The organism is Allohoeflea poritis (assembly GCF_027889715.1).
Classification (GTDB): domain Bacteria; phylum Pseudomonadota; class Alphaproteobacteria; order Rhizobiales; family Rhizobiaceae; genus Hoeflea_A; species Hoeflea_A poritis.
The window spans coordinates 286,664-301,199 of sequence record NZ_JAPJZH010000005.1; the positions used below are offsets into that span (position 1 = coordinate 286,664).

Annotated in this window: 16 protein-coding genes; 4 read left to right on the forward strand and 12 right to left on the reverse strand. The window is 61.6% G+C overall.

All coding sequences use genetic code 11. The features are described 5' to 3' along the window. Positions 1-15: 15 nt before the first annotated feature. The 4 genes from OOZ53_RS10635 to argH all read right to left on the reverse strand — a co-directional run bounded on the left by OOZ53_RS10635 (position 16) and on the right by argH (position 5,659). Positions 16-2,589, reverse strand: a complete 2,574-nt coding sequence (locus OOZ53_RS10635) for a TIGR02302 family protein (protein WP_271089490.1) — start codon at positions 2,587-2,589, stop codon at positions 16-18. Positions 2,590-2,710: 121 nt separating this feature from the next. Then, positions 2,711-3,979, reverse strand: coding sequence for a diaminopimelate decarboxylase (gene lysA, locus OOZ53_RS10640; RefSeq protein WP_271089491.1), 1,269 nt, complete (start codon positions 3,977-3,979; stop codon positions 2,711-2,713). 10 nt (positions 3,980-3,989) lie between these two features. Continuing rightward, positions 3,990-4,175, reverse strand: a complete 186-nt coding sequence (locus OOZ53_RS10645) for a hypothetical protein (RefSeq protein WP_271089492.1) — start codon at positions 4,173-4,175, stop codon at positions 3,990-3,992. 95 nt (positions 4,176-4,270) lie between these two features. Next, positions 4,271-5,659, reverse strand: coding sequence for an argininosuccinate lyase (gene argH, locus OOZ53_RS10650; RefSeq protein ID WP_271089493.1), 1,389 nt, complete (start codon positions 5,657-5,659; stop codon positions 4,271-4,273). A 28-nt stretch (positions 5,660-5,687) separates the two neighbouring features. On the opposite strand from argH, the gene tlpA reads away from it, so the two are divergent. Further along, positions 5,688-6,383, forward strand: coding sequence for a thiol:disulfide interchange protein TlpA (tlpA, locus tag OOZ53_RS10655; RefSeq protein ID WP_271089494.1), 696 nt, complete (start codon positions 5,688-5,690; stop codon positions 6,381-6,383). Positions 6,384-6,430: 47 nt separating this feature from the next. Continuing rightward, entirely contained in the window at positions 6,431-6,784 is a 354-nt protein-coding gene (locus OOZ53_RS10660) for a cupin domain-containing protein (RefSeq protein ID WP_271089495.1), read from the forward strand. Positions 6,785-6,803: 19 nt separating this feature from the next. Here OOZ53_RS10660 and OOZ53_RS10665 read toward each other — a convergent pair whose 3' ends face one another. The 8 genes from OOZ53_RS10665 to OOZ53_RS10700 form a co-directional block, all read right to left on the reverse strand. Further along, entirely contained in the window at positions 6,804-7,508 is a 705-nt protein-coding gene (locus OOZ53_RS10665; protein ID WP_271089496.1) for an SDR family oxidoreductase, read from the reverse strand. 11 nt (positions 7,509-7,519) lie between these two features. Beyond that, positions 7,520-8,401, reverse strand: a complete 882-nt coding sequence (locus OOZ53_RS10670) for a 3-hydroxybutyryl-CoA dehydrogenase (protein ID WP_271089497.1) — start codon at positions 8,399-8,401, stop codon at positions 7,520-7,522. A 170-nt stretch (positions 8,402-8,571) separates the two neighbouring features. Next, a complete protein-coding gene (locus tag OOZ53_RS10675) occupies positions 8,572-9,501 on the reverse strand; it encodes an electron transfer flavoprotein subunit alpha/FixB family protein (RefSeq protein WP_271089498.1) in 930 nt (309 codons plus the stop codon). A 17-nt stretch (positions 9,502-9,518) separates the two neighbouring features. Beyond that, positions 9,519-10,268, reverse strand: a complete 750-nt coding sequence (locus OOZ53_RS10680; protein ID WP_271089499.1) for an electron transfer flavoprotein subunit beta/FixA family protein — start codon at positions 10,266-10,268, stop codon at positions 9,519-9,521. Between the two features lie 224 nt (positions 10,269-10,492). Then, positions 10,493-11,251 (reverse strand): rhomboid family intramembrane serine protease, encoded by a 759-nt coding sequence (locus OOZ53_RS10685; protein WP_271089500.1) that lies wholly within the window; start codon positions 11,249-11,251, stop codon positions 10,493-10,495. A gap of 39 nt (positions 11,252-11,290) precedes the next feature. Then, positions 11,291-11,866: a cob(I)yrinic acid a,c-diamide adenosyltransferase gene (locus OOZ53_RS10690; RefSeq protein WP_271089501.1), complete on the reverse strand. Its 576-nt coding sequence runs from the start codon at positions 11,864-11,866 to the stop codon at positions 11,291-11,293. Between the two features lie 13 nt (positions 11,867-11,879). Then, positions 11,880-12,077 (reverse strand): twin transmembrane helix small protein, encoded by a 198-nt coding sequence (locus OOZ53_RS10695; RefSeq protein WP_271089502.1) that lies wholly within the window; start codon positions 12,075-12,077, stop codon positions 11,880-11,882. Between the two features lie 82 nt (positions 12,078-12,159). Further along, positions 12,160-12,990 (reverse strand): SDR family oxidoreductase, encoded by an 831-nt coding sequence (locus OOZ53_RS10700; RefSeq protein ID WP_271089503.1) that lies wholly within the window; start codon positions 12,988-12,990, stop codon positions 12,160-12,162. 173 nt (positions 12,991-13,163) lie between these two features. Between OOZ53_RS10700 and OOZ53_RS10705 the strand changes: the two genes are divergently transcribed. Together OOZ53_RS10705 and OOZ53_RS10710 are read left to right on the forward strand one after the other, a co-directional pair. Then, the gene (locus tag OOZ53_RS10705; RefSeq protein ID WP_271089504.1) at positions 13,164-14,021 is read left to right on the forward strand and encodes a YihY/virulence factor BrkB family protein; all 858 of its coding nucleotides are present in this window, start codon (positions 13,164-13,166) and stop codon (positions 14,019-14,021) included. A 212-nt stretch (positions 14,022-14,233) separates the two neighbouring features. After that, on the forward strand, positions 14,234-14,521 hold the full coding sequence (locus tag OOZ53_RS10710) for a hypothetical protein (RefSeq protein WP_271089505.1): 288 nt from the start codon (positions 14,234-14,236) through the stop codon (positions 14,519-14,521). The last annotated feature ends 15 nt before the right edge of the window (positions 14,522-14,536 follow it).

Here is a 14,536-nt window from a genome sequence, read left to right on the forward strand (position 1 = left end):
CCGCTTTCGGATTTTCTAACGGCTGTCCAGCAGCCGTTCGAGATAAAAGCGCTCCATCTCCGGGCGGAATGCGTCGCCAAGCCTTTCCCTGATGGCTTCGAGAATACGGCGCGCACGCTGAATGTCGGCTTCTTCAGGCACTTTGACATCTTCGCCGAAATCCGGGCCGCTATTGGCGCGCGGCCTGCCGAGCGGATCGGTTCCGAGCGGATCGCGCTGGGCCGTTCCGGGCTGGTTGCCGGGGTTCTGTCCCATCGACTGACGCATCTGGTTCATCATCTGCTGGGCGCCCTGCCGCAGGGCCTGAAGGGCACGCCCCTGTTCGTCCACGGCCGTTCCGCCCTCGGCCTCGCCGAGCGCTTCGCCGGCTTCGCCCATGGCCTCGCCGGCCTCGTCGAAACCTTCATTCTCGCCAAGGCCGAACTGTTCGAGCTTCTCCTGCAATTCGCCGAGCTGCTGCTGAAGCTGCTCCTGCATTTCCTGCAGGTCACGCAGCGCCTGCTGCAATTCTTCTTCGGTCATCTCCTGCATGCCGTTCTGCGGGCTCTGCTGGCCGTCCTGCTGCTGGCGCTGATTGTCCTGGAAGAACTCCCGCTGCTGGCGGTCCCTGAGCGCCTGTTCCAGGTCGAAGGTCTGTTCCATCAGCTGTTGCTGGCGCTGCATGAGTTCGCCGAGCTGGTCCATCTGCTGGCGCATCGGGTTGTCGCCCTGAACCTGCTGGTGCTGGCCCATCTGGAGATTGTTCATCATCCGCTGCAATTCGGACAACAATTGCTGTGCCTGGTCCCTGGCGCCCGACTGGGCCAGATTCTCGATCTGGTCCAGCATGCGATCGAGGTCCTGCTGGCGCAACATGTTCTGCAACGCCTCGGGCGGAATCTGCTGCATGGCGCTCTGGTTCTGCTGCATCTGCTGCGCCAGAGCCTGCAGGAACTCCTGCATGGCCTCGCGCAACTCATCCATCAAAGCCTGGATCTCCTCGTCGGACGCGCCGTTCTCAAGCGCTTCTGAAAGCGCTCTTTGAGCATCGCGCAACCGGCGCTCGGCAAAAGAGAGGTTGCCGTCCTCGATGCCGAGGGCGATGTCCCACATATAGTCGGCGGTATCGCGCAGCATGTCGTCGTCCCAGGCCTGCTTGAGGCGGGCGCGCGCCGACTTGATCAGCAGATAATGGGTGGTGTTGTCGATGGTCTCTTCCGGCGCCATGGTAATGGCGTCGTTGAGGTCGAAGACGCGGTCCACCTTGTTGGTGTCGAGCGCAAGCACCTGGCGTTGCTCGGCGACCGAACCGGCGAGCAGGTTGTGAAAGAACCGCCCCGGCAGGATCATTTCATGCGCCTCGCTGCGTCCCGTCTGACCGATGAAGTCCTCGGCGACGAGCGTGATCCTTACCGGCGTGCCGGCCATGGGATGTTCGGTCAGGTTGCGGCTCTCGCGACCCTTGCGTTCGCGCGCCGTCTTGCGCGGCAGGGTCAGGGGGTATTCCGGCGGATCATAAAGGGGCCGCGCGTCCGCCGCCTGCGGTTCGGCCGGTACGATCTCGGCATAGGCGCGCTGAACGCCGTAATCGTCATTGAGCGTAAAGCCGATTTCAAGCGCCCCGTTCGTGGCGCGGCCGGGATTACCGTCGAAGGCTATGACGGGCGGCGTGTCGGCGATGAGCTCGAAACGCCAGCTTTCCGCGAGCTGCGTCCCGCGCCGGATCAGGAGCGTGCCGTCGCCCGGTGCTTCGAACCTGTAGTTGCGGGCGGTTGTCGCGTTGCCCGTAAGGCTGCTTGCCTCGGATGCCGCATCTTCTTCAACAGGAACGCTCGCCGTCTGCCCGCCGCTTTCGTAGACGACTTCCTCGGAGCCGTTGCCGCCGACGATGCGGACCAGCATCTCGCTGCCCTGCGGCACCGCGATGGTTTCGGGCAGTCCCTTTGTATTGCCGGTCAGGAAGATCGGCGCCTTGCCGGTGTAATCCGGCGGCGTGACCCAGGCATCGACCCTGATGCCGGCAACGGCCTGGGCCTGTTTGTGGCTGTGGAACACGTCGCTGAGCAGGCCCGACTGACTGGAGTAGGAATAGGCGAACCCGACAACGAAGAGCAGCGCGACGACGGCGCGCAGCCCGTACGGGTCGACCTTCGGCGTATCGGGCCGGGGCGCCGCCAGGTGGACCGCATCGATCTGCTCGGCCATGCGCTTTTTGTGCGCCTGCCAGAGCGAATGCGCAAAGACGTCGTCTTCCGATACAAGCCGGTCCGACTGCACCGCGATCGCCTGGTGGACGATGCGGTTGTCTCTTTCAAGACGGTCAAGAGCCGATTGGCGGCTTGGCCAGCGCGGGCGCGTAAGCGGGAACAGGGCGGCAAGTGCGCCCAGGCCGAAAAGCCCGCCCGTTGCGAGGCGCAGCCATTCGGGTACGAGGCGGAAATAGCCGAACCAGGAAAACGCGGCAAACAGGGCGGCGACGCAGAACAGCGGCAGCAGCCGCGGCCACAGGCGCTCTGCAAATAAGATGAGCTGCGTTGCCCTTATGCGGATATTGATCCGACGAAGGAGCGTGTTCAGGCCGGGTCCGGTCCGCTGCCTCGCATTCGCCATGGACGACGATTCCCTCTGTTTCCATCAGAAGGATAGCATTCTTTGCGGCAAAGGCGAGACGTTGCACCAAAAAGTGAGCGGGCGATATGCCCTCGAGAACCCGGTTTTGGCGGCCTTTCGCTTATTCGAGCCAGTCAGGCACCGAATCGAGCGCGATCAATTCCTCATAGGTGCCCCTGGGCCGCACGACGTGGAAACGGTCGTCATGCACCATGACCTCGGGCACCAGAAGCCGCGAATTATAGGTGGAGGACTGGACGGCGCCATAGGCCCCGGCCGTGCTGACGGCAAGCAGATCGCCCGCCCGCAACGCCGGCATGTCCCGGTCCTGTGCAAGGAAATCGCCGCTTTCGCAGACCGGCCCGACCACGTCCGCCCGGATACGCGGCGCATCGGCATCCGGTGCCACGACAGGCCTGATATCATGCCAGGCCTCGTAGAGTGTCGGACGGATCAGGTCGTTCATGGCGGCATCGACGATGACGAAGGATTTCGACCCGGTGTCCTTCACATGGATGACTTCGGTGACGAGGATACCGGCATTGCCCGCGATCATCCGGCCGGGTTCGAAAATCACCTTGCAGTTCAGTGATTTGACATGCTCCAGCACGACATCCGCATAGGCTTCGGGGTCCGGCGGCGGATCGTTGTCGTCCCGATAGGGGATCCCGAGGCCGCCGCCGACATCGACATGGTCGATATTGTGTCCGGCATCGCGCAGCCGGGCAACGAGCGTGTGCAGCAGCTTGAAGGCATCGTCATAGGGCTGCAAATCGGTGATCTGGCTGCCGATATGCATATCGATACCGGTGACCTCTATACCGCTTAGTTCGGCGGCCCGTGCGTACACGTCTTCCGCGCGGCGCCAGCTTATGCCGAACTTGTCTTCCTTCTTGCCGGTCGAAATCTTCGCGTGGGTCCTGGCATCGACATCCGGATTGATGCGGAATGAGACCGGCGCCTTCTTGCCCTTGTGTTCGGCCCGCGCGTTGACACGTTCAAGCTCCGGCTCCGATTCGATGTTGAAGCACAAAATCCCTGCGTCGAGCGCGAAGTCGATTTCGCGCACTGTTTTTCCGACGCCGGAAAATACGATCTTCCGGGGTGGAATGCCGGCAGCGAGCGCGCGTCTCAACTCGCCCTCGGACACCACATCGGCGCCAGCCCCCAGCCGCGCCAGTGTCGCCAGCACGGCCTGGTTCGAATTTGCCTTCATGGCGTAGCAGACCAGCGAATCGACACTGGAAAAAGCGTCGGCAAAAACCTTGTAGTGGCGCGTCAGCGTGGCGGTCGAATAGCAATAGAAGGGCGTGCCGACCGATTGCGCGATATCGGCAATGCTGACGTCCTCGGCGAAGAGGACGCCGTCCCTGTATTCGAAATGATTCACGGCAGCGCCTCTACTGGATCAGCGGATCGAGAATGAAGCGCCGGTCCTTGCGCTCCGGCTCCTCATTGCCATCCGTATTCTCGATGACGGGCTCGGAGCGCGGAATGTCCAGATCGCTCTTCTTGCCGCAGCCGGCGGCAACCAGCGCGGTCAGGCTCAAGAGGGCAGCGAGTTTTGCGGCATTCGAAACAGTCATGGCTGGCTCGCATTCATCCGGAATTGCAGGTGCAGACCTTTTAACGGACTTCCGATGAAATGTGCACCCTGTTTGTCTGTTTATCGCCTCACAAATCAAAGCCGACCGCGCCACCAGTTGATCTGTTCGCGGACATTGGCGGGCGCGGTGCCGCCGAAGCTTGTGCGGCTGGCGACCGACGCGTCGACGCTCAGGACGTCAAAGACGCTCTCGGTAATGGCGCCGTTGATCTTCTGAATATCCTCAAGCGGCAGGTCGGCAAGCCCGCAGCCTTTTTCCTCGGCCAGGGCCACCGCCTTTCCCGTCACATGATGGGCGTCCCGGAAGGGCAGTCCGGCCTCTCGCACCAGCCAGTCGGCCAGATCCGTGGCGGTCGAATAGCCGGCGCCGGCGGCCGCTTTCATGGCCTGTGCCGATATCTGCATGTCTCCGACCATGCCGGTCATCGCGGCGAGCGCCAGTTCGAGCGTTTCGGCGGCATCGAAGACTTGCTCCTTGTCTTCCTGCATGTCCTTGGAATAGGCGAGCGGCAGGCCCTTCATGACCGTCAGCAAGGCGATCAGCGCGCCGTTGATGCGCCCGGTCTTGGCCCGGACGAGCTCGGCGGCGTCCGGATTCTTCTTTTGCGGCATGATGGAAGAGCCGGTCGAAAAGGCATCCGACAGGCGCACAAAGCCGAATTGCGGCGTCGACCAGATGACGATTTCCTCGGCGAGGCGCGACAGATGGGTTCCGCAGATGGCTGCGAGACCGAGGAACTCCAGCGCGAAATCGCGGTCGGAAACCGTGTCGATGGAGTTGCGCGTGGGTGCCGAGAAGCCCAGCGCTTCCGCCGTCTGCTGGCGGTTGATCGCAAAGCCGGTCCCTGCAAGGGCTGCGGCGCCCAGCGGGCATTCGTCGAGGCGGGTCAAGGCATCGCGCACCCGCGAGCGGTCACGGCCGAACATTTCCACATAGGCCATGCAGTGGTGTCCGAAGGTGACCGGCTGGGCGGTCTGCAGGTGGGTGAAACCCGGCATGACCGTGTCGGCGTGTTCCTCGGCGCGTTCGAGCAGGACGCCGATCAGCCTGGTCAGCGCCGTCTCGGTGTTTTCCAACTGGGCCGACACCCACAGGCGGAAGTCGAGCGCCACCTGGTCGTTGCGCGAGCGCGCGGTGTGGAGCCGGCCGGCGGCCGCGCCGATCAGCTCGGCGAGCCGCGCCTCGATATTCATGTGTATGTCTTCAAGGCGCCGCGAGAATTCGAAGGTGCCGGCTTCGATTTCTGACAAAATCGTGTTCAGCCCGTCCACTATCTTGTCACGGTCGTCCGCGCTAATTATGCCGGTATCGGCGAGCATGTCGGCATGGGCAAGCGAACCGGCGATGTCCTGGGCATAGAGTTTGCGGTCGAAATCGATCGAGGCGTTGATTTCTTCCATGATCGCATCGGGGCCGGAGGCGAAGCGTCCGCCCCACATCTTGTTGGAGGATTTGCCGGTCATGTCTCAGTCAACTCCGGAGATGACGTGAATGTCAGAACAAAATAAATCGAACCGCGGAACGGTCAAAATTGCGGGCGCCGCAATCGTGCTGGTCGTGGTTGGCGTCGTTGCTGCGGTATACGTGAACGGGGCGGGTTCTGGCAACACGTCCGATGCCGTGGCAGGTGCCGATTCCGGTCCGGCCTGCTCGGCGACCGTCGCGCTTGCCGAGGCGATCCAGCCCTTTGCGAGCGGACAGGTCGCGGCAATGGCCTCGGCAAGCGAGCCGAAGGCCCTGACATCGCTGGCCTTCAACAATCCGGACGGCGAGAAAATGTCACTCGCCGCTCTTTCCGGAAAGACCGTGCTGATCAATCTGTGGGCCACCTGGTGTGCGCCCTGCCGCGAGGAAATGCCGGCGCTCGACGAATTGCAGGCGGCGATGGGCAGTGAGGATTTCGAGGTCGTCGCGATCAATATCGACACCGGCGACGATACGAAACCGAAGAATTTCCTGAACGAGATCGGCGTGGAGCATCTCGGCTTCTACCGCGACAATACGATGGGCGTGTTCAACGATCTGAAGAAGCAGGGCCTTGCCTTCGGCCTGCCCGTGACGCTGCTTGTCGATGAGGAAGGGTGTCTTCTCGCCAATATGAACGGGCCGGCTCACTGGTCGAGCGACGATGCGAAGACCTATATCGGCAAGGCGTTGGAGGGTGTTTCGGAGACACCAAGCGGCTGATTTGCCAATGCCCCGATAGCTTCAGACAACGACCGGGAAACGTCACGATGCATGACTCCGTTAACCTTGCCGAGAAACTTGCCCTATTCGATGAGCACTGGTCGCCGCGAACCGTGGCCGAGTTCAACGGTCACGACGTTATGGTGGTCAAGGTGAAAGGCGAATTCAACTGGCACTCCCATGCCGATACCGACGATTTCTTCCTCGTTCTGGAAGGTCAGATCGATATCGAGCTTCGCGACCGAACCGTCACCCTGAATCCCGGCGAAATGTTCATCGTGCCAAAGGGCGCAGAGCACAGGCCCGTCGCAAGGCAGGAAGCGCATTTACTTCTGATCGAGCCAACGGGCACGCCCAATACCGGCGACCCCGAAACCGCGGCCAAGCGTCAGTGCGTTTGATCTTGACCCCGCGGCCTGCTCACACCGATCGCGTGATGCCGCCGTCGATGCGGATGTTCTGGCCGGTTATGTAGCTGGATTTCGGTGAAGCCAGGAAGGCAATCAGTTCGGATACTTCCTCCACCGTTCCGTAACGGCCCATGGGAATGCGGGTCCGGCGGTCTTCCTTCTCGGGCAGGCTGTCGATGAAGCCGGGCAGCACGTTGTTCATGCGCACATTGTCGGCGGCGTATTTGTCGGTGAACAGCTTGGTGAAGGCGGCAAGACCGGAGCGGAAGACACCGGATGTCGGAAACAGCTCCTCCGGCTCGAAGGCCGCATAGGTGGAGATGTTGACGATCGATCCGGATTTCTGCGCCTGCATGATCGGCGTGACGATACGGGCCATGCGCACGGCATTGAGCAGGTAGAACTCCATGCCGTCCTGCCAGTCCTCGTCGGTCAGTTCCAGGATCGGACCCTTCGGACCATGACCGGCGCTGTTGACGACCGCGTCGATCCTTCCCCAGCGCTCCATCGCCGCATCGACGATGGCCTGAAGGTCGTCGCTGTTGCGGTTGGAGCCGGAACGGCCGAGGCCGCCGAGTTCCTCAGCGAGTTCGACGCCCTTTCCGGACGAGGACAGGATGGCGACGTCAAATCCCTCCGCGCTCAGCTTGCGCGCGGCGCCGGCGCCCATGCCGCTACCGCCGCCGACAATGATCGCAACAGGCTGATCAGACATTGACGTCCTCCCTATCGCGTCGGAACGGGCTCGTCGCCGCGATAATCATAAAAACCGCGCCCCGTCTTCTGGCCCAGCCAGCCGGCCTCGACATATTTCACCAGCAGCGGGCAGGGGCGGTATTTCGAATCGGCGAGGCCGTCATAGAGCACCTGCATGATCGCCAGACAGGTGTCGAGGCCGATGAAGTCGGCGAGCTGCAGCGGGCCGATCGGATGGTTGGCGCCGAGCCGCATGGAGGTGTCGATTGCCTCGACGGTGCCGACGCCTTCGTAAAGCGTGTAGATCGCCTCATTGATCATCGGCAGGAGGATGCGGTTGACGATGAAAGCGGGGAAGTCTTCCGCGACGGTTACCGTTTTGTCCAGCGAGGCGACGAAAGCTTTTGAAGCCTCGAAGGTCAGGTCCTCGGTGGCGATGCCGCGCACCAGTTCAACAAGGCCCATGACCGGCACCGGGTTCATGAAATGGATGCCGATGAAGCGCTCCGGCCGGTCTGTGGCCGAAGCCAGGCGCGTGATCGACAGCGACGAGGTGTTGGTGGCGAGGATCGCCTCGGGATTCAGGACCGGGCACAGATTTGCGTAGATCTTGCGCTTGACGGTCTCGTCCTCCGTCGCCGCCTCGATCACCAGGTCCAGCGAGGCCAGGTCCTCGATCTTCGGGGCTGCCGAAATGCGCGATATGGCGTTGTTCTTGTCGTCGTCACCGAGCGATCCGGCGGAAACCTGCCTTGCCATGTTTCCGTTGATGGTCGCCAGGGCTTCCTTGATGCGCTCCTCGGAAACGTCGTGCAGGCGTACATCATAGCCGGCGACGGCGCATACATGCGCAATGCCGTTTCCCATCTGTCCTGCTCCGATGATCCCAACTGACTTGATCGCGCTGGCCATGATTATTCCGTTCTTTTCGGGGTAGAGCCACGCTTTAGCGGGCGTTTCGCGCACAAACTAAATGGCCGGGCTGACAACGTCCAGCCCGGCCATAAAATTAGCGCCACGAATTTTCCGGCGATGAGACATCGCGCCGCAGGGGCGCTATGCCGTATCGGTCGATTGACCGCCTAAAGCGCCTTTTCCAGTTCCGGAAGAACGTCGAAAAGGTCTGCGACGAGGCCGTAATCGGCAACCTGGAAGATCGGCGCTTCGTCGTCCTTGTTGATGGCGACGATAACCTTGGAGTCCTTCATGCCGGCGAGGTGCTGGATGGCACCGGAAATGCCGCAGGCGATGTAGAGTTCCGGGGCGACGACCTTGCCGGTCTGGCCGACCTGCCAGTCATTCGGTGCGTAGCCGGCATCGACGGCCGCGCGCGACGCGCCGACGGCAGCGCCGAGCTTGTCGGCGACCGGAAGGATGACCTCGTTGAACTTTTCCTCCGAGCCGAGCGCGCGGCCGCCCGAGATGATGATCTTGGCGGAGGTGAGTTCGGGACGGTCGCTTTCCGAAAGCTTGTTTTCGACGAAGCTGGAAAGGCCGGGATCACCGGCGGCCGAGACCGTCTCGACGGATGCAGAGCCGCCTTCGCCGGCAGCGCCGAAGCCCGCGGTACGCACGGTGATGACCTTCTTGGCGTCGGTTGCCTGCACCGTCTGGATGGCGTTGCCGGCATAGATCGGGCGCTTGAAGGTATCGGCGCTGACGACGTCGGTGATGTCGGAAACCTGCATGACATCGAGCAGTGCGGCAACGCGCGGCATGATGTTCTTGCCGTTGGTTGTCGCCGCTGCGATGATCGTGTCATAGCCTTCGGCCAGCGAAACGATCAGCGCGGCGGTCGGCTCGGCGAGGTTTTCGGCCAGCTCGTCGGATTCGGCCAGCAGCACCTTGGAGACGCCGTCGAGCCCGGATGCCGCATCGGCAGCGGCCTGGGCGTCTTTGCCTGCGACAAGCACATGCACGTCGCCGCCGATCTGCGAAGCGGCTGAAAGCGCCTTGGCTGTCTGGTCCGAAAGGGACGCGTTGTCATGTTCAGCGAGAAGAAGAATGCTCATGATCGTGTCTCCTTTCCTTAAAGCACGCCGGCTTCGTTCTTGAGCTTGTCGACAAGCTCCGCGACGCTTTCGACCTTGACGCCCGCCTTGCGGCCTTCCGGCTCCTCGGTCGTCAGGACCTTGAGACGCGGGCTGGTGTCGACGCCGTAATCGGCGGTGGTTTTCTTGTCGAGCGGCTTCTTCTTGGCCTTCATGATGTTGGGCAGTGAAGCGTAGCGCGGCTCGTTGAGGCGCAGGTCCGTGGTCACGACAGCCGGCAGCTTGATCTCGATCGTCTGCAGGCCGCCATCGACCTCGCGGGTCACGGTGGCGGCGCCATCGCCGATCTCGACGTCGGAAGCGAAGGTGCCCTGCGACCAGCCGAGCAGCGCCGAGAGCATCTGGCCGGTCTGGTTGGCGTCGTCGTCGATCGCCTGCTTTCCGACGATAACGAGGCCGGGGTTTTCTTCCTCGACGATCGCTTTCAGGATCTTGGCGACGGCGAGCGGCTCGACCAGGTCGTCCGTCTGTACCAGGATGCCGCGGTCGGCGCCCATGGCAAGAGCCGTGCGGATGGTTTCCTCGGCCTTTGCCGGTCCGATGGACACGGCGACGATTTCCTCGGCCTTGCCGGCTTCTTTCAGGCGGATGGCCTCTTCCACCGAGATCTCGTCAAACGGATTCATGGACATCTTGACATTCGCCAGTTCGACACCCGAACCGTCCGGCCGGACGCGTATCTTGACGTTGTAATCGACGACCCTTTTTACGGGGACCAGGATTTTCATTCGCTTACCTTTCTCAAATCGTGCGCACGAATGTGCATATCCGGAATGCTGAATGATAGCTGGAAGGCGACATCTGCATGTTCAATTCTGGCCAACAGTCGTCCGGACCATTTGATATTTCGAGCCTCGGGGCAGTCACATATCTGCAAGGCACTGCCTACGTCAATCGCGTATGTGATCGCATTGCGCCGATTCGACGCACCGGTGTCCGTGGCGCGCGGCGCTTAGCGCCCCCAGCGGCGCGGTACGTTTGGAACGGAGGCTCCCTTGCGCGCGACCGCGCGCGGCGAGACGATGCGCCGATCAAAGAGCGGGACCTCGCGCCGTTTCATCAGCACAACGAGGATCGCGCCGGCGATGATGCCGCCGACATGGGCGGCCCAGGAAATGCCGCCGCCGCGGTCGATGACGATCATGACAAACTGATAGATCACCCAGAGCGCCAGCGGAATCCAGGCCGGCAGCGGCAGCGGTATACGGCCAAGCGCCAGCACCCAGACCCGAACGCGCGGATGCAGGACAAGATAGGCGGCCACCACGCCGGCCACCGCGCCGGATGCGCCGATGAGCGGAGCCTGGGAGCCCGGATCGAGCAGGCCATGGAGCAGGGCGCCGGCCGCCGCGCAGACAAGATAAAACACCAGAAACCGCAGATGGCCGAGCGCATCCTCGACATTGTCGCCGAAAACCCAGAGGAAAAGCATATTGGTGGCCAGGTGCATGAAATTGGCGTGCAAAAAAGCGTAGGTGACATAGGTCAGCGGCTCGGGCACGAGCGCAAGGTCCGGAGCCAGCTCGGCGCCGCCATAGGCGACGGCGGGAATGAAGCCGAGGCCCAACACCGCTGCTTCCGTCAAGGCGCCGCTCGCGCCGCTCAGCGCCGTAGCCAGCCAGACAAGGACATTGATGGCGATCAGGGCGAGCGTGACATATTGGCGGTCAATATGATCGAGATCGTTGCGGTCGTGCAGCGGAATGAACATGGTTTGGCCTCCGCCGTCCCAATCTGATCCGGACGCACTCTAACGGTGTTCGCCGGGCTTCCAGAGAATGTCCTTGCGGCCGTTTTCGTTGGCGCAGCGGGCGGCCACGAACAGCAAATCGGACACACGGTTGATATAATGCAGGGCCGTCGGGTTGACCTTTTCACCGGTATCGGCGAGCGCAACCATGTATCGTTCGGCCCGCCTGGCGATGGTCCGCGCCAGATGCAGGTTCGCCGCAGCAGCCGAACCACCCGGCAACACAAAGGAACGCAGCGGCTCAAGACCGGAATTCAGGCCGTCGATCTCGCCTTCGATCCGCTGAACCTGGCTTTCCGTCACGCGCAGTGGCGTATATTCCGGTGGTTCGTCGGTCTCCGGCGTTGCGAGATCGGCGCCAAGATCGAAGAAGTCGTTCTGGATGCGGGCAAGGATCGAATCGAGAGCACCGAGTTCGGCTGTATGCAGCCGGGCCATGCCGATCGCCGCATTGGCCTCGTCAACGGTGCCGTAAGCCTCGATCCGCAGGTCGTGCTTGGCGCGGCGCTCGCCGCTGCCCAGTGCCGTTGTCCCGTCGTCACCCGTTCGTGTGTAGATTTTGTTCAGTCTGACCAAAGCCTGCCTCGCATCAGCGTCCGCCACCGGTGATCCACAATACAACCACAATCAGCACGACCGCAATGAACTGCAGGGCGACGCGCAATTGCATGAGCTTGTTGGACAGATTGCCCGAGCCGCCGCGCATCATGTTGAACAGGCCGCGTATCAGGACAAAGACGACGGCCGCCATGACCACCAGGATCAGATAGTAGAGGAATGTGGCCATGAGGGTTCCCTGCCGATTGACATGTGTGGCGCATAGATCGATTTCGCCGTCGCTGCCAGCGTCCGGCCCGTGACATAGTGGCCTATCGTTTTTCCAGTATCCGGTAAAGAAGGCCGGCCGGAAGCAGCCGCTTGAGCGTCGTGCCGATCTTTGCAGGACGCGTGAGAACGTAGTGCGGCCTGGGCTTCGGATTTTCCAGCGCATGCGTCAGCGCCTCATAAACCGCTTCAGGGCCGAGCTTGTGCTTCGACTTCACGCCGCCCTGGCGCATGCGCTGCAATTCCCGTTCGTAATCACGGCGATGCACCGAGCCTTCGATATCGACGTTCTTTTCAATGTAATGCAGCGCGTTGACGGCGATTTTCGATTCGATCGGGCCTGGCTCGATCAGGCTGACATGAATGCCGCTGCCGGCCAGCTCCATCCGCATGGTGACGGACAATCCCTCAAGCGCGAATTTCGAGGCGTTGTAGGCGCCGCGCCAGCGCATCGGGACTAGGCCGAGGATCGAGGAACACTGGACGATGCGCCCCCGGCCCTTCGCGCGCATGACCGGAATGATGCTTCGCGTCAGTTCGTGCCAGCCGAAAAAATTGGCTTCGAACTGGGCGCGAAGTGCCTCGGTCGACAAGTCCTCAACGGCTCCGGCCTGACTGTAGGCGCCATTGTTGAACAGCGCATCGAGCGTCCCGCCGGTCCGCTCCAGGACCGCGGCGGTAAGAGCCGCGATGCTCTGCGGTTCCTGGTAGTCCAGATAAAAGGCTTCCAGACCATCTTTTTCGAGCGCTTCAAGGTCGGCGGGCCGGCGCGCGGTGGCGAAGACGCGCCATCCGTCTTTCCGGAGTGCGCGTGCGCAATGGGCGCCGATGCCCGAGGAACAACCGGTTACGATGATCGTCTTTTGCTGGTTCATGAACGACTCCGGCACCGGTCGCCCTTTCCGGGACCGGAAGGCTGCTGTTGCGCGGTAACGCTCTATCGTCATCCGGACAGGTTTGACAAGCATGGATAAGGTCATGGCGCCGAAAACCGGTTCTTAATGGCGATGGCGTTTGATATTGGTGCGGAGTGTGCGGATCACCAGCGATGAGCGGTGGTCATGAGCGGAGGCAGATGATGACGGGACGGCAGCTTTGGAAAGTGATCTGGGGCGCCATCGTTCACTTCAACGATGATGATGGCTGGGCGATGGCGAGCCATGTCGCGCTGTCGACGCTGCTTGCCGTGTTTCCGTTCCTGATCTTCGCCACGGCGCTGGCAAGTTATGTTGGCGCCGATGCCTTTGCCGATACCGCCGTCCACATCATATTCGACACCTGGCCCAAACCCATCGCGGAGCCGATCTCGCAACAGGTTCTGGAAGTGCTGACGGTCAATCGGGGCGGGGTGCTCACGGTTTCGGTTATCGCCGCGGCATTCTTTGCTTCGAATGGCGTGGAGGCGTTGCGGGTTTCGCTGAACCGCGCCTATCGTGTCAGCGAAAGGCGATCGATCCTGTACAACCGGGCGCAGAGCCTGGGTTTCGTGATCATCGCGGCCCTTATCCTGCTGGCGATCAGCTTTCTTCTGGTGCTTGCGCCCCTGCTGACCGACTTCACGAGAAAGTGGCTTCCCTGGTCGGACGAGCTGATCGCGCATCTCGACAACTGGCGCGTGATCGTGGCGGTTATCGTGCTGTTTGTCGGGCTGATTGTCTGCCATCGGTGGCTGCCGGCCGGTTACCGCACGTTCCGTTCCATCGTACCTGGCGTTATGGTTACCATGATATTCTGGATGGCCGGGGCGCTGTTGTTTTCCGCCTATCTGCAGAGATTTTCCACCTATGTGGCGACCTATGCGGGGCTCGCCTCGATCATGATCGCATTGATTTTCCTGTATATTGTCGCAGCGATCTTCATCCTGGGGGCCGAGCTGAACGCGTCCATCCTTGCCGAGCGCGAATGACCGGTTTCTGCAGCAACGGGCGCGTTAACCAGAAATTTGGTTAAAATGCACTATAGATGTTCCATCGGGCATTAACTGCAATTGTCGGATTCGGCCAAAACCAATGGATTTTGGGGTACCATCTGAGCCGACAAATGAGTTGTCACGCGGAGCATAACCTTCAGAGAAGGGCGGCTCGGGGACTCTGCGTCTGCAAATGACGGAGCAAGGACATGTTTGTATACCTGTCGCCGGAAATGACATACGGCCTGCTGATCACCTGCCTGGTGATCTGTTTCTTCGTCGGCCATGCCATGGACGGCGTTATGGGTCCTGTCGGATTCGGCGTGTTTGGAAACATGATCATTCTGGGAACCGGCATGGCTCTCGGATTGTTCACTGCCGAACTGGTTGGCATGCCGCTGAACCGGATGGAAATCATCGTCGGTTCTACAATGGTCGGGGCGTTCGGGTCATTGTTGGTCCTCGCATTGCTCAAGCACCTGTTCTTGAGAACCTGAAGCGGGCCACTTACG